This window comes from Leisingera sp. ABM4_060, from assembly GCF_056158765.1.
On the sequence record NZ_JBSWTX010000001.1, the window covers coordinates 4,016,408 to 4,032,892 of the forward strand.

Annotated in this window: 16 protein-coding genes and 1 pseudogene; 8 read left to right on the plus strand and 9 right to left on the minus strand. The window is 62.9% G+C overall.

Features of this window, described 5'->3' with window-relative positions; genetic code table 11:
• Window positions 1-146 precede the first annotated feature (146 nt).
• Window positions 147-473 (minus strand): hypothetical protein, encoded by a 327-nt coding sequence (locus ACXAEH_RS19420; protein WP_475035130.1) that lies wholly within the window; start codon window positions 471-473, stop codon window positions 147-149.
• Window positions 474-796: 323 nt separating this feature from the next.
• A complete protein-coding gene (locus tag ACXAEH_RS19425; RefSeq protein WP_475035132.1) occupies window positions 797-1,510 on the minus strand; it encodes an HAD family hydrolase in 714 nt (237 codons plus the stop codon).
• Window positions 1,511-1,598: 88 nt separating this feature from the next.
• On the opposite strand from ACXAEH_RS19425, the gene clpS reads away from it, so the two are divergent.
• The 5 genes from clpS to ACXAEH_RS19450 all read left to right on the plus strand — a co-directional run bounded on the left by clpS (window position 1,599) and on the right by ACXAEH_RS19450 (window position 5,755).
• Window positions 1,599-1,940, plus strand: coding sequence for an ATP-dependent Clp protease adapter ClpS (gene clpS / locus ACXAEH_RS19430; protein WP_475035133.1), 342 nt, complete (start codon window positions 1,599-1,601; stop codon window positions 1,938-1,940).
• A gap of 12 nt (window positions 1,941-1,952) precedes the next feature.
• Complete coding sequence (locus ACXAEH_RS19435; RefSeq protein ID WP_475035135.1) at window positions 1,953-2,942, plus strand: class I SAM-dependent methyltransferase; 990 nt, start codon at window positions 1,953-1,955, stop codon at window positions 2,940-2,942.
• Window positions 2,943-3,026: 84 nt separating this feature from the next.
• Window positions 3,027-3,833, plus strand: coding sequence for an SDR family NAD(P)-dependent oxidoreductase (locus ACXAEH_RS19440; RefSeq protein ID WP_475035137.1), 807 nt, complete (start codon window positions 3,027-3,029; stop codon window positions 3,831-3,833).
• Window positions 3,834-3,863: 30 nt separating this feature from the next.
• A complete protein-coding gene (hemF, locus tag ACXAEH_RS19445; RefSeq protein WP_475035139.1) occupies window positions 3,864-4,757 on the plus strand; it encodes an oxygen-dependent coproporphyrinogen oxidase in 894 nt (297 codons plus the stop codon).
• A 182-nt stretch (window positions 4,758-4,939) separates the two neighbouring features.
• Window positions 4,940-5,755, plus strand: coding sequence for a glycoside hydrolase family 25 protein (locus ACXAEH_RS19450; protein WP_475035141.1), 816 nt, complete (start codon window positions 4,940-4,942; stop codon window positions 5,753-5,755).
• A gap of 298 nt (window positions 5,756-6,053) precedes the next feature.
• On the opposite strand, the pseudogene ACXAEH_RS19455 reads toward ACXAEH_RS19450, so the two are convergent.
• A pseudogene (locus ACXAEH_RS19455) lies at window positions 6,054-6,370 on the minus strand (IS110 family transposase); the annotation flags it as partial.
• A 272-nt stretch (window positions 6,371-6,642) separates the two neighbouring features.
• Complete coding sequence (locus tag ACXAEH_RS19460) at window positions 6,643-7,806, minus strand: S-(hydroxymethyl)glutathione dehydrogenase/class III alcohol dehydrogenase (RefSeq protein ID WP_475035143.1); 1,164 nt, start codon at window positions 7,804-7,806, stop codon at window positions 6,643-6,645.
• A 123-nt stretch (window positions 7,807-7,929) separates the two neighbouring features.
• Here ACXAEH_RS19460 and ACXAEH_RS19465 point away from each other — a divergent pair, with 123 nt between their 5' ends.
• Window positions 7,930-8,946, plus strand: a complete 1,017-nt coding sequence (locus tag ACXAEH_RS19465; protein WP_475035144.1) for a GlxA family transcriptional regulator — start codon at window positions 7,930-7,932, stop codon at window positions 8,944-8,946.
• Window positions 8,947-8,963: 17 nt separating this feature from the next.
• Here the strand turns inward: ACXAEH_RS19465 and ACXAEH_RS19470 are convergent, their stop codons facing one another.
• The 3 genes from ACXAEH_RS19470 to ACXAEH_RS19480 form a co-directional block, all read right to left on the minus strand.
• Window positions 8,964-9,599 (minus strand): DUF1826 domain-containing protein, encoded by a 636-nt coding sequence (locus tag ACXAEH_RS19470; protein ID WP_475035146.1) that lies wholly within the window; start codon window positions 9,597-9,599, stop codon window positions 8,964-8,966.
• A 76-nt stretch (window positions 9,600-9,675) separates the two neighbouring features.
• Window positions 9,676-11,616, minus strand: coding sequence for a threonine--tRNA ligase (gene thrS / locus ACXAEH_RS19475; RefSeq protein ID WP_475035148.1), 1,941 nt, complete (start codon window positions 11,614-11,616; stop codon window positions 9,676-9,678).
• Window positions 11,617-11,724: 108 nt separating this feature from the next.
• The gene (locus ACXAEH_RS19480) at window positions 11,725-12,849 is read right to left on the minus strand and encodes a CobW family GTP-binding protein (protein WP_475035149.1); all 1,125 of its coding nucleotides are present in this window, start codon (window positions 12,847-12,849) and stop codon (window positions 11,725-11,727) included.
• 80 nt (window positions 12,850-12,929) lie between these two features.
• Here ACXAEH_RS19480 and hisI point away from each other — a divergent pair, with 80 nt between their 5' ends.
• Window positions 12,930-13,403, plus strand: coding sequence for a phosphoribosyl-AMP cyclohydrolase (gene hisI, locus ACXAEH_RS19485; protein WP_475035151.1), 474 nt, complete (start codon window positions 12,930-12,932; stop codon window positions 13,401-13,403).
• Window positions 13,400-13,660 (plus strand): hypothetical protein, encoded by a 261-nt coding sequence (locus ACXAEH_RS19490; RefSeq protein ID WP_475035153.1) that lies wholly within the window; start codon window positions 13,400-13,402, stop codon window positions 13,658-13,660. The genes hisI and ACXAEH_RS19490 overlap by 4 nt, the downstream gene beginning before the upstream one ends.
• A 225-nt stretch (window positions 13,661-13,885) precedes the next feature.
• Here ACXAEH_RS19490 and ACXAEH_RS19495 read toward each other — a convergent pair whose 3' ends face one another.
• Window positions 13,886-14,434: a hypothetical protein gene (locus ACXAEH_RS19495; RefSeq protein WP_475035155.1), complete on the minus strand. Its 549-nt coding sequence runs from the start codon at window positions 14,432-14,434 to the stop codon at window positions 13,886-13,888.
• A 944-nt stretch (window positions 14,435-15,378) separates the two neighbouring features.
• Window positions 15,379-16,338 carry a hydroxymethylbilane synthase gene (gene hemC, locus ACXAEH_RS19500; protein ID WP_475035157.1) on the minus strand — a complete coding sequence of 320 codons (960 nt, stop codon included), beginning with the start codon at window positions 16,336-16,338 and terminating at the stop codon, window positions 15,379-15,381.
• Window positions 16,339-16,485: the final 147 nt, after the last annotated feature.

The window sequence follows — 16,485 nt, forward strand, 5'->3', positions numbered from 1 at the left end:
CGTTAGGCCGGCATCTTGTAGGTAGACCTAGCCCGGCCGCTAGATGCGGCAAGTCCTAACAAATGGTTATCAAAAAAAGTTGCAAACCAGCCCTGCGGAGCCTGCCTTTAACGGGGCGGAACGGGCTGTCTAGCAGCCCATGAGGGTCAGGGGCGGTGGGAATTGGTCACATAATGCGGCGTTGAGTAGCTGAGGCCGAGAGAGAATTCGCAAGGCTGTTTCAGCTGCGCCTTGATGCGGGTCTCCAAGTCGTTCAGCAGCGCCTGCGAGAAGGCCGCGTCCCGGTGCGGCTTGGTCAGCAGCGCCACGTTGATGGCGATATGGCTGTGGTGGAACTGGCTGGTGGGATAGGCCCGCCCCTTGCAGGCGCCGGCACCGCTGTCATGCTCCAGGATGATGGCTTCGATCCCGGCGAGGATCGCCCCCGCATCAATGTCCAGGTCGCTGGAGTATTTCAGTTCGGCGTGCGGCATGTCCCGGGGCTCCCTTGGCTGTTGGGATGGAGTTAGGCCATCAAGGGACGAATGAAAAGCGTATGAAGACCCGCAATGAGGGCAGCACCCGCCTTTGGGGCAAGGCTGCCGCATCCGGGGGATACGGAATTCGGGCGCGAATTCCGTCTTGAAATCCTGCGAGGATTTCAGGCCCGTTTCGGGTAGAAGCCTTCGGTTCCCCCCGCGGTATCCGGTTTCCGCGCCGGAAACCGGGCCGAATTCCTCGCAGGAATTCGACCTGTCCCGCATTGGCGATGGCCATCACATTGGGGCGGAGCGGGCGGTCCGGGCGCGGGATAAAGTCAGCCCAGGCTCTCCACCAGTTCGGCCAGGCCGCTCAGGTCGGCGATTTCTGTATAGCGCGGGCTGTGCTCCGGCGCTTCGGCGTGCTCCACCTCCCAGACCAGCCCATGCGGCACATAGGTGCCCCAGCCGCCGGCCTTGATCACCGGCACCACGTCGGAACGCATGGAATTGCCCACCATCATCGCCGTCTCCGGGCCGTCGCCGTGGCGGTTGAAGATCTCGACATAAACGTCCGGCGTTTTCTCCGAGACCACCTCGACCCCGTCAAAGAGATCGCCCAGGCCCGATTGCGCCAGCTTGCGCTCCTGGTCCAGCAGATCGCCCTTGGTGATCAGCACCACGGTATAGCGCCCGGCCACCGCCTCCACCGCTTCGCGGGCGTGGGGCAACAGCTCGATCGGGTAAGAGAGCATCATCTGGCCCGCGGTGATCAGTTCCTTCACCACCGACGCCGGCACCCGTTCGCCGGTCACCTCGATCGCGGTTTCGATCATCGAAAGGGTAAAGCCCTTCACCCCGTAGCCATAGCGGCCGAGGTTGCGCTTTTCGGCGTCCAGCAGCAGGCGTTCCAGCTGCTCGGGGCCGATGTCCGCGGGCGTGTGATCCATCAGCAATTCGGCGAATTTTTCCTGCGTGACGCGGAAGAAACGCTCGTTGTGCCATAGGGTGTCGTCGGCATCAAAGCCGATTGTTGTCAAATTTCCTGTCAATCTGCGTGTCTCAGTCTCTTTTCCTAAACACTATAGAGGCTATATAAGCGTCACAGTTAATTCCACGTATCTTTGGATCAAACCGCCCATGCTGCTGCAGCCCGTAATGATGACGGATCATTCCGACGACGATACCGATACTGGCGTCCTGACCAAGACAAAGCCGAAGACCAAGCGCCCGCCGCGCTACAAGGTGCTGCTGCTGAACGACGACTACACGCCGATGGAGTTTGTCGTCATGGTGCTGGAGCGGTTCTTTGGCATGACCCATGCGCAGGCGTTCGAGATCATGCTGACGGTGCACAAAAAAGGCGTTGCCGTGGTCGGTGTGTTCAGCCATGAGATCGCCGAAACCAAGGTCGGCCAGGTGATGGATTTTGCCCGCCGCCATCAGCACCCGCTGCAGTGCACCATGGAAAAAGAAGAATAAAGAGGCTCTTAGATGTCTGTCCGCTTGTCACTGGCCGCCCAATCGGGCGGCTTTGCCGTTCCGGCTGAGGGCCGTATTGCTGTCTTCCACCCGCGCAGCGAACATGACCTGTCGGCGCTGCCCAAGGATCAGGGTCTGGTCATTCAGCCGTTCCGCCCCGATCACGATCATTTCACGGGCCAGGGTTATGCCTGCGCACCGGCGCTGGAGGCGGGCGGGGAATTTGCCGCTGCCGTGGTGTTCCTGCCGCGGGCCAAGGCGCTGGCGCGGATGCTGGTGGCGCAGGCCGCGGCTGCGACGCAAGGCCAGGTGCTGATCGACGGCGCCAAGACCGAGGGGGTTGATTCGCTCCTGAAGGCGCTGCGCCAGCGGACCGAGCCTTCGGCGCCGGTCTCCAAGGCGCACGGCAAGGTGTTCTGGATCGACGGCGGCACGGATCTGGCGGACTGGCTGCCGGGAGAAAACCAGCCGGTTGAGGGCTTTGTAACCGCGCCGGGTGTGTTCTCGGCGGATGGAATCGATCCGGCCTCCAGAATGCTGGCAGAGATGCTGCCTGCGAAACTGGGCCGCTGCGTTGCCGATCTGGGGGCGGGCTGGGGCTACCTGTCTGCCCAGGTGCTGCAGCGCGAGGGCGTCGAGGAACTGCACCTGGCCGAAGCCGACTACCACGCGCTGGCCTGCGCGCGGCAAAACGTTGCAGATGCCCGGGCGCAGTTTCACTGGGCCGATGCCCGCAGCTGGAAAGCGCCGGGCCCGGTGAACACGGTGGTGATGAACCCGCCCTTCCACTCTGGCCGCGCCGCTGAACCGGCGCTGGGCCAGGCCTTCATCGGCGCCGCAGCAGCAATGCTGGCACCCAACGGCAGCCTGTGGCTGGTGGCCAACCGGCATCTGCCCTATGAAACCGCGCTGGGTGAACGCTTTGCCCAGGTGCGCGAGGAGGGCGGCGACAACCGCTTCAAGATCCTGCACGCCAGCAGGCCAAAACGCGCGCGCAAGTAACGGCGCATACCGTGGAATGCCGGTTTTCAAACCGGCAGGCGCGGTCTAACGTGCCAGGAAAACGCCCCCAGGGAGTGTCTGCACATGTCCTTTTCCATCTCCGGCAAGACTGCCATTGTGACCGGCTCCGCCAGCGGCATCGGCCTGGCCATCGGCAAGCAGTTTGCCGATGCTGGCGCCAATGTGATGTTTGCGGATGCCAGCGAGGCGCAGCTGGTGGCCGAGCTGGGCGAGCAGGCCGAGGAAAGCAATATCCGCTATTTCGCCGGCGACCTGCGCGAGCGGCTGACCATCGCCAACCTGCTGTCCGCCACCATCGACGCCTTTGACGGTGTCGACATCCTGGTCAATGGCGCCCGCCAGATGGTGGCCACCGATCCGCTGGACCCAAGCGATGACACGCTGGACCAGCTCCTGACCCAAAGCCTGCTGCCCACCGTGCGCCTGTCGCAGCAGGTGGCCAAGCGGATGATCAAACAGGGCGAGGAGGAGGAGGACGCAGAGCGGGCGCTGGGCAGCATCATCAACCTCTCCTCGATTGCCGCCCGCCGCACCCACCCGGAGCTGATGGCCTATTCGGTTGCCTCGGCAGCGCTGGATCAGGCCACCCGGTCGTTGTCGGTGGCGCTGGCGCCGCACCGGATCCGGGTGAACTCGATTGCCTTTGGCTCGGTGATGAGCGCGTCGATGCGGACCACCCTCAAGGACAACCGCAGCTACCGCCAGGATATCGAGGCGCATACGCCGCTGAGCCGCATTGCCTCGCCCACCGAATTGACCGAAACCGCGCAGTATCTGGCCTCCGACGCCTCCGGCTTCATGACCGGCCAGGTGCTGACGCTGGACGGCGGCCGCACGCTGCTGGATCCGGTGGCCGCACCGGTCCACTGACGGGCCGGCAGATAACAAGAAAGACCCCCTATGACCGCTGAGATGACAGAAGAAAAGGCCCGGGCGGCCGCCTGGTTCCGGGATTTGCGCGACCAGATCGTTGCGGCCTTTGAAGGGCTGGAGGTGAGCCACAGCGAAGGTCCTTTCTCGGATATGGCGCCGGGCCGGTTCGAGGTGACGGAGACCAAGCGCACGTCTGACGATGGTTCGGATGCCGGCGGCGGGCTGATGAGCGTGATGCGCGGCGGCCGGGTGTTCGAGAAGGTCGGCGTCAATATCTCCGAAGTCTACGGCACCCTGGGCGCGCGCGCCCAGAACGCCATGGCCGCGCGCAAGGGCATTCCGGGCATGAAGGACGATCCGCGGTTCTGGGCCTCGGGCATTTCGCTGGTCGCCCATATGCGCAATCCGCATGTGCCCGCTGTCCACATGAACACCCGCATGTTCTGGACCCCGCACGCCTGGTGGTTCGGCGGCGGCTCGGACCTGAACCCGTGCATCGAATACGATGAGGACACCGCGCATTTCCACGGCGTCCAGAAGCAGTATCTGGACCCGCATGGGGAGGATCAGTATCCGCGGCTCAAGGCATGGGCGGATGAGTATTTCTACATTCCCCACCGGGCGCGCGCCCGCGGCGTCGGCGGCATCTTTATGGATGACCAGAACTCCGGCGACTGGGCGGCGGATTTTGCCCTGACCCGGGACATCGGCCGCGCCTTCCTGCCGGCCTTTGTGCCGCTGGTCGAAAAACGCCGGGTGCAGGCGTTTGATGACGCGGACAAGGACGCACAGCTCATTCACCGCGGCCTCTACGCGGAATACAATCTGGTCTATGACCGCGGCACCAAGTTCGGGCTGGAGACCGGCCATGACGCCAACGCGGTGCTGATGAGCCTGCCGCCTCTGGCCAAATGGGTCTGAACTGGCTCCGCCATTGAACCTCTGCAAGCGCGCCGCCCCCAAGCGGCGCGTTTTTGTCTTGCGGCGGATTTATGCTGATTTGCCGCCGCGGCCCGCGACATCGCGCCCGGCTGCGCTAAAGTGAAAGGGAACAGGCAAGAAAAGAGCAGCAATCACACAAGGCAAGGCAGGGGGCATTTCACATGCGCGGGCTGGTTCTGGGGGTATTGGCTTTGGCACTGGCAGCGGGATGCGGCCGCCCGCCGGAGAGGAGCGCAAGCGCCCCGGAGGTCACCCGGCTGGAGCCTGCCAATGCGCGAACCGCGTCCTTGCGGACCTATCCCCGGTTCGGCGACAGCGACCCGTTTGACTGGCAGGGCCGCAAGCCCTGGTCTTACCCGGTGCACGGCATTGACGTCTCTCGCTACCAGGGCGAGGTGGACTGGCGCCAGGTGCGCCGCGCGGGCGTGGGGTTTGCCTATATCAAGGCAACCGAGGGCGGCGACCACGCCGACCCGCGCTTCCGCGAGAACTGGCAGGGCGCCCGCAATGCAGGCCTGCCGCGCGGCGCCTATCATTATTACTATTTCTGCCGCCCGGCGGCCGAGCAGGCGCGCTGGTTCATCAAGCACGTGCCGAGCGACGCCAACGCGCTGCCGCCGGTCTTGGACATGGAATGGAACCACCGCTCCCGCACCTGCAAGCTGCGCCCCGACGGTGCCACTGTCAGGGCCGAAGCACGCAAGTTCCTGAACATCCTGGAGCGCCACTACGGCAAGCGCCCGGTGGTCTATACGACAGTGGATTTCTACCGCGACACCGGTATCGGGCGGCTGAGCGGCACCGAGTTCTGGCTGCGCTCCGTGGCGGGCCACCCGCGCGAAGTCTACCCGGGCGAGGCTTGGAGCTTCTGGCAGTATTCCGGCACCGGCCAGGTTCCGGGGGTGGAGGGGGATGTGGACCTCAATACCTTCCGCGGCAGCCCGGACAGCTGGCTCAGGTGGTCGGGGCAAATCTAGCGCCGGCAGGAGGTATTGCCCCCTCGCGCCTTGGGCGCACACCCCCAGGATACTTAGGGCCAGAGGAAAAGCCGGCCTCTTCCTCTGGCCCCAAATATCTACCGTGTTGTTTCAGTCAACACATCAAACCACGCAAGCCTGGGCAAAAAGCGCTCCGATGGATGAGGTCTGCGCGCTTTTGCCCAGGCGATTTCAGCAGTGCTGCCGTTCATTCTTAGCGCGGTGGATTCAACGAACGAGCCCAAAGTGCGGAATGCTGCACTTTGCACGAATGCCGGTTTTTCTAATCAGCTTGCCGAGAGGCTTCTGCACTCGCTTCTGCGTCGTTGTAGCCGTTCTTTTGCTTCTTGTTGAAGGGCTTCACATAAATTGCCGGAATGATCCGGGCTCAAACCCCAGGCCGCGCAGGCTGCGGCCGGCAATGTGCGCACTCAGGCAGGCCTCCATCCCGGCAATACAGCGTGGCAGCTTTTCAAACGCCGGCATCAATGCCATCCGTTTGATTTTCTTGCGCAACACAAGCCGGCCTTCACAATCAAAGCTGACCAAGTGAAAGACGTCTTTGCCAATACCGATGCCAATCGGCTGCAGCTCATCAAAGCCCTTTTTCGCCATGCTGCTTCACCAGTTTGCAGAAATAGGCAAAGCCTAACCTGCTGGGTGAAGCAGCCGGTACATCCCATTAGTTGCCGTCACCTGCCAGCCTTGGATGCTGCAAACGTAATGGCCGCTCGCCGCCCAAAGCAGGCACATTCAAACCGCAAATAGGAAAACTAGCGCCAAAATCAAAAACACTTAGAAACGGGTGCCAAACTGAAAGAGGGCTCGTCAAGCAAGGCGTCCACCAAGCAGCAGTCCGCAGCCGCGAGGCTGCGGAGCCTCGTTGGTCAGGCCGGAACGATGACGCCGGGAAGATCGTTCACAAGCATCGTGTCATTCGGCTGAAAATGGATGACAGACCGGATCGACTTGCCCGCGTGCAGCAGGTCAAAGGCAGTGTTGATCTGGTCGTGTGTCATATTATGGGTGATATAGGGATCGACGTCGAAGTCGCCGCGCAGCCATTCATCCACCATGCCCGGCAGTTCGCTGCGCCCCAGCACGCCGCCAAAGGCGGAGCCGCGCCACACCCGGCCGGTGACCAGCTGGAAGGGGCGTGTGGCAATTTCCTCACCTGCGCCCGCCACGCCGATCACGGTGCATTCACCCCAGCCCTTGTGGCAGCACTCCAGTGCCGCGCGTATCACATCAACGTTGCCGATGCACTCAAAAGAGTAGTCGACACCGCCGTTGGTCATCTCGATGATGACATCCTGAATCGGCTGCGGGAAATCAGACGGGTTGATGCACTCGGTGGCGCCAAGGTTCTGGGCCAGCGGGAACTTGTTGGGGTTGGTGTCAATGCCGATGATACGGCCCGCGCCGACCATTTTCGCGCCCTGGATTGCGGCCATGCCAACCGCGCCAAGGCCAAAGATCGCCACGGTCGAACCCGGCTCAACCTTTGCCGTATTGCGCACGGCGCCGATGCCGGTGGGGACGGCACAGCCCATGACGCTTGCTTTGGCCAGCGGCGCGTCCTTCGAGATCTTGGCAACCGCGATCTCCGGCAGGACGGTGTATTCGCTGAAAGTCGAGGTGCCCATGTAGTGATGGATCATTTTGCCCTTGTAGGAGAACCGCGAGGTTCCGTCGGGCATCAGCCCCTGGCCCTGGGTCTTGCGGATCGTCTGGCAGAGGTTGGTCTTGCCGGACTTGATGAAGGGGCAGTCGGGGTCCTCGGGTGTGTAGAGCGGAATCACGTGGTCGCCGGGCATCACAGAGGTCACGCCGCGGCCGACCTCCTCGACGATGCCGACGCCTTCATGGCCCAGAACCGCGGGAAACAGCCCCTCGGGATCGCGGCCCGACAAGGTGAACATGTCGGTGTGGCACAGGCTGGTGGTCACGATGCGAACCAGGACTTCGCCTTCCTTGGGGCCTTCCAGATCGATTTCCTCAATCTCCAAGGGCCGGTTGGGTTCCCAGGCAATGGCTGCACGGGTCTTCATGGCAGTGCTCCTTCTTCTATTTGGCAGATTGAAATGTTATATCGTAACTAACTTGCGCCAAAGGCTGCCAACCGGGCAAATCTGGCCATTCGGCACGTCAAACCGGCCCAAAAGGACAGACGCATGGCCCAGACTGCAATCTCTTTGCCAGAGAACAGCCGTTCCGTGGCGCTGGTGGTTTATCCGGGCTTCAAAGCGCCTGAGGCGGTTGGCGTGCTTGCTGTGCTGAATTACGCTGGCCAGCATCTGCAGGGCGCCGGATTGAACGGTGGGAATGACGTGACCATTGCCGCCCCCGAACCAGGCGCGGTGCGCTCGGACACGCTGATGTCTCTGGATGCCAGTACAACCCTGCCGGAAGCAGCGCCGCTGGACACAGTGTTCATTGTCGGTGCCCAGGAAATCGAGCTTGTCCTGACACGGGAGGCTGCGCTGGTGGATTGGTGCAGGCGGCGGGCCCATGAGGCCGAGCGCTTTGCAGCCCTTTGCACCGGCAGCTTCATTCTTGCCGCCGCCGGGCTTCTGGATGGGCGCAAGACCGCCACGCACTGGAACTATGCGGCCCGCCTGCAAGCACTTTTCCCTGAGGCCGATGTCGATGCCAATGCAATCTTTGTACAGGACGGAACGCTGTGGACGTCGGCAGGGGTCACGGCGGCAATTGACCTTGCGCTGGCCTTTGTGGAGCAGGATTTCGGGCGTGATATTGCGCTGAGGGTGGCGCGCGACATGGTCATGTATCTCAAGCGGCCGGGCGGGCAATCCCAGTTCAGCACGATGCTGACGGGCCAGATGAGCGGCTCTTCGGGCATGCGTGATATCCAGACCTGGCTGAGCCTGCGGTTTGATCAGCCGATGACGCTGGACGATATGGCTGCGCAGGCCAAGATGAGTGTCCGCAGCTTCACGCGCGCCTTTACTGCCGCGTTTGGAGTGACGCCGGTGGCTTATCTCGAAAGCCTGCGTTGCGACCGGGCCAAGACGCTGCTTCTAGATTTTGATTTGCCGATGAAAACTGTGGCCTTCAGATCGGGGTTCAGCTCAGACGAGCAGATGCGCAAGGTGTTCCGCCGACGCTTCTCGTTGTCGCCCCGTGACTACCGGGCAAGGTTCAAGACGGCTGGCATGGCACCGGGCTGATACCCTTCCTGCTTTCGTCAGTGGAAGGTTTCCTGGGGCTCATGATCCATGGCCGGGTCGATCACCGCAAGAAAACGGGTTTCGCCCGTGCCCTCGATTGGCGGGGACCGGTGCAGCAATCCGGTTTGCTCTTTGCCAGGCCAGCGGCGGCCGCGCAGCAAGACAGCGCTGCCCGGCGACACCGACAGCGGCGCGGCTTCGGCACCGGGCTGGGCAAGCTGGGTTCCTGCCCCCCGGTAGGTGCAAAGCATCCGGGCCGTCATATTGTCGACATGGAACTTGCGGCAGGCGTTTGTCGAGACCACTTCCAGACGCACATGCAGCAGCGGTGTCTCCATGATCTCGCTCATAAGGAACCCAAGCGCGGCGATGTCGCCTGCCAGCATGTCCCGCTCCGGCCCGGCGGGCGTTCCGGCCAGACCGCAGGCCGCCTGAATGCACCCTTCCAGCGCATCGACGCCAACAAGGCTGCGCAGTTTCGGCAATTTTGCCGGCGGCAGCCCTGAGATCCAGTTGGCAAACTCAGGCGCCGGGCCGCGCTGCCAGATTGCCGCCGCAACACCCGGCTGTTTAATTCCGGACAAGGCCGATGCATCGCGCGCCTGCAGCACAGAGCAGGCTTCGCCGCGGGTGGGAAAATCAACAACGTTCATGCTTTTAAACCCTTTCGGCATACCGGCGGGAAACGCGGGACAGCGGGCTGCATTGCTTTGCCTCTGATGTGCATGTTCATAGCAGACCGCTTTCTGCCTGAGCCGCTTCCGGTGGCTGTGCATCCTGCGTCAGAAGTGTGATGGCTTCGGACAATGGCAGCGTCTGCGTCTTGGCCGCGCCATGGCGGCGGATGGTGACGGTCCGCTCCTCTGCCTCGCGCATGCCTAGGGCGATCTGGACGGGGATTTTCTTTAGCGCGTGTTCGCGCACCTTGTAGCCGATTTTCTCGTTGCGCAGGTCCGTCTCCACCCGCAGCCCGGCGGCGCGCATGGCTTGTGCCGCTTCCTTGGCCCAGTCATCGGCAGCACCGGTGATGGTTGCGGCGACCACCTGGACCGGTGCCAGCCACAGTGGCAGATGGCCCGCGTGGTGTTCGATCAGGATGCCGGTGAAACGCTCCAGAGACCCGAACAGCGCCCGGTGCAGCATAACCGGCGGGAGCTTTTCGCCCGTGGCCGCCACATAGGACGACCCGAAGCGCTCAGGCAGGTTGAAATCCACCTGCAGCGTGCCGCATTGCCAATCCCGCCCGATGGCATCGCGCAGGACATATTCCAGCTTGGGCCCGTAAAACGCGCCTTCGCCTTCGAACAGAGTGTATTCATGCCCTGAGGCCTCCAACGCTTCACGCAGGGCATCTTCGGCACGATCCCAGCTTTCCTCGCTGCCAATCCGGTTTTCCGGCCGGGTGGACAGCTTGATGCGGACATCCTCAAAGCCGAAATCGCGGTAGATGGACAGAACCAGGTCGTTGACCTTCAGGCACTCCTCAGTGAGCTGCTCAGGCGTGCAGTAGATATGCGCATCATCCTGGGTAAAGCTACGCACCCGCAGAAGCCCGTGCAGCGCGCCGGACGGCTCATAGCGATGCACCTTGCCGAATTCGGCGAGCTTCAGCGGCAGGTCGCGGTAGCTTTTGGTGCCTTGCCCGTAGATCAGCATGTGGCCAGGGCAGTTCATCGGCTTCAGCGCGTAGTCGCGGTCATCCTCGGTTTGCGCCAGGAACATGTTGGCGCGGTAGTTCTGCCAATGGCCCGAGGTTTCCCACAGCGCGCGGTCCATGATGTCGGGCGAGTTCACCTCGGCATAACCCGCCGCCTCCTGACGGTCGCGCATGTAGCCGATCAGGGTCTGAAACAGGCGCCAGCCGTTCGGATGCCAGAAGATGGAACCCGGCGCGACCTCTTCGAAATGAAACAGGTCCATTTCGCGCCCCAGGCGCCGGTGGTCGCGCTTCTCAGCCTCGGCCATCATTGTCAGATGCGCATCCAGATCAGCCTTGGAGGCGAAGGCCACGCCATAGATCCGGCTGAGCATCGGATTGTTGGCATCGCCGCGCCAATAGGCCCCGGCAACCCGCGTCAGTTTGAAGGCCGCGCCCGCGTCGCCTGTGTGGCGCATATGCGGGCCGCGGCAGAGATCCAGCCAATCACCCTGCCGGTAGATGGTCACCGGCTCGCCCTCGGGGATCGCATCCAGCAGGGCCAGCTTGTAGCTCTCGCCTGCGGCTTCGAAATGCGCGCGCGCCTGGCCGCGGGTCCAGGTCTCGCACACGAAGGGCGTGCGGCTTGCGATGATCTCGCGCATTTTGGCTTCGATCACCGGCAGGTCTTCGGGCGTGAAGGGCGTCTCACGCTCGAAGTCGTAGTAGAAGCCATGTTCGATTGCCGGGCCGATGGCTGTCCGGGTTCCGGGCCAGAGCGTTTGCACGGCTTCTGCCAGCACATGGGCCAGGTCATGGCGGATCAGCTCCAGCGCGCGGGGGTCATCGCGGGAGACAAGCTCCACCGCGGCCCCATCAGGGAGAGGCGCCGACAGATCGGCCAGATGCCCGTCGACCGCTGCTGCCACAGTGCGTTTTGCCAGACTGGGGCTGATCGCTGCGGCCAAGTCAGCGGCAGTCGCGCCAGCAGAGAGCGCGCGGGCTGCCCCATCGGGCAAGTGAACATGGATCATAGTGTTTGCTTCCTCGGTTGTGCGGGCAGCGCCGGACTTTGCTCCGGCCCGCTCCATGGGGTGCAGCGTTTCATCGGTGCAAGGCATCGGGTTGAAACAAGCGCAGGGTCACAAGGCCTCCGCGCTCAGGGTGTGAACGGTTATCCCCTGGGTCTCGTCCCCTTCCTTTGGACGCATGCGCAGCATGGCCAGGCTTTGTTCCAGATCCTCCAGCGGGAAGTCCCGGGCGATCACAACAACGCGGCTGGTATGGTCGCCTTCCGGCCAGTCCTTCAGGGGCACAGGGGGTTCGAAAATGTGCTGAACGCCGTGAAAGACAAAGGGCGTCGGCACATCCTCGATGTGGACAATGCCTTTCAGCCGCAGGATGTCCGAGCCGCGCAAAGCGATGAGCGTATCCAGCCAGAAATCAAAAACCCTGGCCGGGATCGGCGTGCCGATTGCTGCCGATGCGGTGACGATCCTGCTGTCGGCGGCATGATGCGAAGGGGCGCCGATTTCCAGCACCGGGTCCGGCTGCGGCAGGGCAAATCCGGAAAGCCCCGCCAAAGGATCTGCGGGAGCGGTGGCGGCGGACGCGGCAAGCCAGTCCAGGGCGTGGCTGCGTGATGTCTCCTGCCGCATGGCGCTTAAGCGGAACAGTGCCCCGGAGGGCACGGCTCCATGCTCAGCTTCGACCCGCTGAGCGCCCGGGTTCAGCCGGTCAAGCCGCCGCGCCAGTGCCCGTTTGGCAGCCCGGTTTGCCAGATCCCGCTTGGTCAGAACAATCCGGTCGGCCATGGCAACCTGTGCCTGCGCCTCGGCGTGCTGGTTCAGCGTGTCATCGCCTAGTACGGAATTGACGGCCGTGACGATGCCATCCAAAGTGAAGTTCGGCGCGAGATCCTTGTCGATCAGCAAGGTGTGGTGGACGGGTCCCGGATCTGCCAGCCCGGTTGTTTCGATCACCACGCGGTCAAACGCCAGTTCCCCATTTGTGCGGCGTTCAAGCAAGGACATCAGAGTCCTCGGCAAATCACCCCGGATCGAGCAGCAAATGCACCCAGCTGCCATCAGAACCACATCTTCGGCGGTTTCCTCGATCAGATCATGATCCAGGCCGGCATCGCCGAATTCATTCACAACAACTGCGATGCGGCCTGCTGCGGGGTCATGAAGCAGGCGGTTCAAAAGCGTCGTTTTTCCCGCGCCCAAAAAGCCGGTGAGCAAGGTGACAGGTATCTGGTTTTGCATGTCTTGCCGCTCTTTCGGGTTGCGAAGCATGATTGACCGTGCTTGTTATGGTATAACATATCTAATAGCAAGGCACCCAAGTGGACAATATTCGTTTCGCCCCCCGCCAATCGGTCGAGGAAGTCGAAGAGGGCAATGTTCTGGCACCCAAGTTCGGCCCCGACGGGCTCATGCCCTGCATCACCATGGACGCAGACAGCGGCGAGGTTCTGATGCTGGGCTGGATGACTGCAGAGGCCCTGCGGCTGACGCTGGCAACTGGCGAGGCGCATTACTTCAGCCGGGCGCGTCAGACGCTCTGGCACAAGGGGGCAGCATCCGGCCTGGTCCAGCAAGTTGTCGAAGCCCGTATTGATGACGACCAGGACGCCGTCTGGCTGCGTGTGGCGGTCGCAGGCTCAGGTGCGTCCTGCCATGTGGGCTACCGTTCCTGCTTCTACCGTGCAGTTCCCACCGGCAGCGATGCAGGCGCCCCGCTGGTTTTCAAGGAAGACCGGAAGAGCTTTGATCCAGCCGCCGCCTATGGCGATGCACCGAACCCGACGCAGCTGTGAGCTTTGCCGCCCAAATCAAAGGGAAAGCAGCCGCACTGTGGCATATCCAGCGCGTAAAGCGCATGGTGCGTGAAATGGCCGGTGCCGGGCAGCTTGCCCTGATTACCGTTGTCGAAATCGACTGCGACGATCCCGGTTGCCCGGGACCGGCCACCCAAATCACCATCCTGGGCGCAGATTTAGTCCGCCGGGGTTTCACCATCCATCAGCCGGTTCATGCAATCCGGGCTGCGGATCTATCGGCAATCCGGACCTAAGGCCTGATTTGCTCGCCGAAAGCTGCGGGTCTGCTTCATTTGCCTGCAAGCGGTTCACAGCAACGCAGCTTTGCCGCCGCAAGCTGTCCACTCCCTTGCAAGCCCTTTATGGGCAATTCTTAAGCGCTGCCATGACGCCTCCCAAGGGACCGCTCGCAGCCGCCTCGGCAAGTTCTAGCACGGCCCGGCTCCCACCGGGCAGGTTTGATAGTGCAGTTTACCAACCTAGTTTGACGGAGCTGCCCCGTGCGGCAACCGGCGTTCGCCCTGCGTACGCTGAGGAAGATCGCGTCCGCCTCGCACGATACCCGCGGCCCTACAGCCGGGAAGGCGCCTGAATCCGGACCAATCAGGAGACACGTGATGACCACATGCAATGGTCCAAAGCACAAGAACCACACCCATGAACATGGGCCCGGATGCGGCCATACAGCTGTTCGCCACGGCGATCACATCGACTGCATCCATGATGGCCGCCTCCATCACCCGCACGAAGATCATGTGGACGAACACGAGATTGAAGTCTCTGACGCGAACCCCGACGCCTGCGCGCCGATTGCCGCTGATCGCCTTGGCCACGAAGAAGGCCATGTGCATGGCCCCGGGTGCGGGCATGAGGCTGTCCCTCATGGCGGTCACGTTTGTTATCTGGCCGATGGCCGGTTGCATCATCCGCATGATGGTCACTGCGATGACCACGGGCCGCTGGAAGTGGTTGACTGATCCGGTCTTGCCTGCGACCTGCAGGCTTGGACTTTGCGTCCCGCTCTTCATGAGCCTGGCTTTGGCTGAGGTTGCGTGAAACCGGTTAACTGCGGATACGGCAACCCGTGTCGAAACATTTAGAGGTGTGAGCGCGTGAGCGTACTTAGTGCTCTCAGAAGCACTTGCCCCGGTCTACTTTCTGCAACTCTGCAAATAGCGCTTTCTGCGCAAAGCAGACGCACGGGAATGACCTCGCTGCATCTGCGGCGAAAGATCGCTTTGTCCCGCATCTTGCCAATTCGGTTCCCCTGCAACGAATGGGGGCGGCCGCTACGTTGCTGCACCTTGGAGATTTGAAACTGCTCCGTCTTTGACGGCGGCGTTCATGATGACGATGAGCATTCGCATGATCGCCGTGATGACGGCCTTGGCGGGTTTGCCGCGTGCTTTGAGGCGGTTTTGATCTGCCCGGCAATCTCCGCCAAATCGTCGCGGCGCCGGCGTAAAGCCCGGAGTTCCCCGGCCTCCGGTTCAACTGGGTGCTACGGCCGCAAACCGTCTGACTTCTGTGCGAACAGCGCAGGCATCCGGGCGCCGATGGCATCTGCCTTGGATGCCGGCCCAAGAAACCGTGCAAAGTTACGGGGCCGCGTTCCATGGGCTCAATGCACGGGTAAAGGGGCGTCCGCGCAGCTGGCACGCACCTGCCGCTCAGAGCCCCCAGAGGCTCCGCAATCAGCACTAGAGTTTTCCAGCGTGCCGGCTTGCCACCGCTGCTTCAGTTGGCCAACCGAGGCAGCGGCCGCCCCAGTTTCCCTGCTTTGGGAAATAGGGGCAATGACAAGCACTTGAGCCCGGAAAGCTGGTTCAGGTGGCCGGGGCAAATCCAGCGCGGGCAGGGAGCTTCGCCCGCTCGCGCCTTGGGCGCTCGCCCCCAGAGTGCTTTCGGCCAGAAAGAAACAGGTTTCTTCTTCTGGCTGCAAATATCCCGGAGCGCGAGGCAGAGCCTCGCTTCATCCCTTCCAGTCAAAGAACCCCTGGCCGGCCTTCTCCAACAGCTTCGCCGCCATCTCCCGGCCCAGCTGCGCACCATCCTCGACCGGGCAGGTCCGGTCGTCATTGATGGCTTCCGAGCCATCCGGGCGCAGCACCTCGCCGCGCAGGCGCAGGGTGGCGCCGTCCAGGTCCGCCAGACCTGCAATCGGGGTCTCGCAGGAGCCGTCGAGCGCCGCCAGGAAGGCGCGTTCCGCTGCCAGGCGCCGGCCGGTCTCATGGTCATGGACCGCCGCCAGCATATCGCCCGCGCGGCTGTCATCGGCGCGGCGCTCGATGCCGATGGCGCCTTGCGCCACCGCAGGCAGCATGTCTTCCGTCCCGATTGCGGTGGCAGGCACATCCGCCATCGCCAGCCGGTTGAGGCCCGCCATCGCCAGGAAGGTGCATTCCGCCACGCCCTCCGACAGCTTGCGCAGCCGGGTCTGCACATTGCCGCGGAACTCCACCACATTCAGGTCCGGGCGGCGGTTCAAGAGCTGCGCGCGGCGGCGCAGCGACGAGGTGCCGACCACCGCGCCCTCGGCCAGATCCTGCAGCGAGGCCAGCGACGGCGAGACAAACGCATCGCGCACATCCTCGCGCGGCAGATAGGTGTCCAGCAGCAGCCCCTCAGGCTGCAGCACCGGCATGTCCTTCATCGAATGCACCGCGATGTCGATGGCGCCGGACAACAGGTCCTCTTCGATTTCCTTGGTGAACAGCCCCTTGCCGCCCAGCTCCTTCAGCGGCTTGTCCGCCGCGATCAGCGCCTGATTGTCGCCGGTGGTCTTGATCACCACCACCTCGAACGCCTCATGCGGCAGATCAAAGGCCGCGGCCAGGCGCGCGCGGGTCTCATAGGCCTGGGCCAGCGCCAGCGGCGATCCGCGGGTGCCGATTTTCAGGGGCGAAGCGGGGGAGGGCAGGGTCAGTGTCATGCTGAAAGCCATAAATCAGTTTGCATCCCGGAGGAAACCGGTTTTTGCCCCTCTCACGCCCCCGCCCCCAAGACTTTGACATAGAACAAGGCGCCTGTGCGCAAGGCGCGGCACATCGCCCCTGCTCTTGACATTCGCCCCCGCAGG

Coding starts and splice junctions, on each gene's coding strand:
- ACXAEH_RS19470 (WP_475035146.1), bottom strand. CDS start 9,599: ATGAACGTTGTTGATTTTCCCACCCGCGGCGAAGCCTGCTCTGTGCTG.
- ACXAEH_RS19495 (WP_475035155.1), bottom strand. CDS start 14,434: ATGAAGAGCGGGACGCAAAGTCCAAGCCTGCAGGTCGCAGGCAAGACC.
- clpS (WP_475035133.1), top strand. CDS start 1,599: ATGCTGCTGCAGCCCGTAATGATGACGGATCATTCCGACGACGATACC.
- ACXAEH_RS19420 (WP_475035130.1), bottom strand. CDS start 473: ATGCCGCACGCCGAACTGAAATACTCCAGCGACCTGGACATTGATGCG.
- ACXAEH_RS19440 (WP_475035137.1), top strand. CDS start 3,027: ATGTCCTTTTCCATCTCCGGCAAGACTGCCATTGTGACCGGCTCCGCC.
- ACXAEH_RS19480 (WP_475035149.1), bottom strand. CDS start 12,849: ATGCAAAACCAGATACCTGTCACCTTGCTCACCGGCTTTTTGGGCGCG.
- hemC (WP_475035157.1), bottom strand. CDS start 16,338: ATGACACTGACCCTGCCCTCCCCCGCTTCGCCCCTGAAAATCGGCACC.
- ACXAEH_RS19450 (WP_475035141.1), top strand. CDS start 4,940: ATGCGCGGGCTGGTTCTGGGGGTATTGGCTTTGGCACTGGCAGCGGGA.
- hemF (WP_475035139.1), top strand. CDS start 3,864: ATGACCGCTGAGATGACAGAAGAAAAGGCCCGGGCGGCCGCCTGGTTC.
- ACXAEH_RS19435 (WP_475035135.1), top strand. CDS start 1,953: ATGTCTGTCCGCTTGTCACTGGCCGCCCAATCGGGCGGCTTTGCCGTT.
- thrS (WP_475035148.1), bottom strand. CDS start 11,616: ATGATCCATGTTCACTTGCCCGATGGGGCAGCCCGCGCGCTCTCTGCT.
- ACXAEH_RS19460 (WP_475035143.1), bottom strand. CDS start 7,806: ATGAAGACCCGTGCAGCCATTGCCTGGGAACCCAACCGGCCCTTGGAG.
- ACXAEH_RS19465 (WP_475035144.1), top strand. CDS start 7,930: ATGGCCCAGACTGCAATCTCTTTGCCAGAGAACAGCCGTTCCGTGGCG.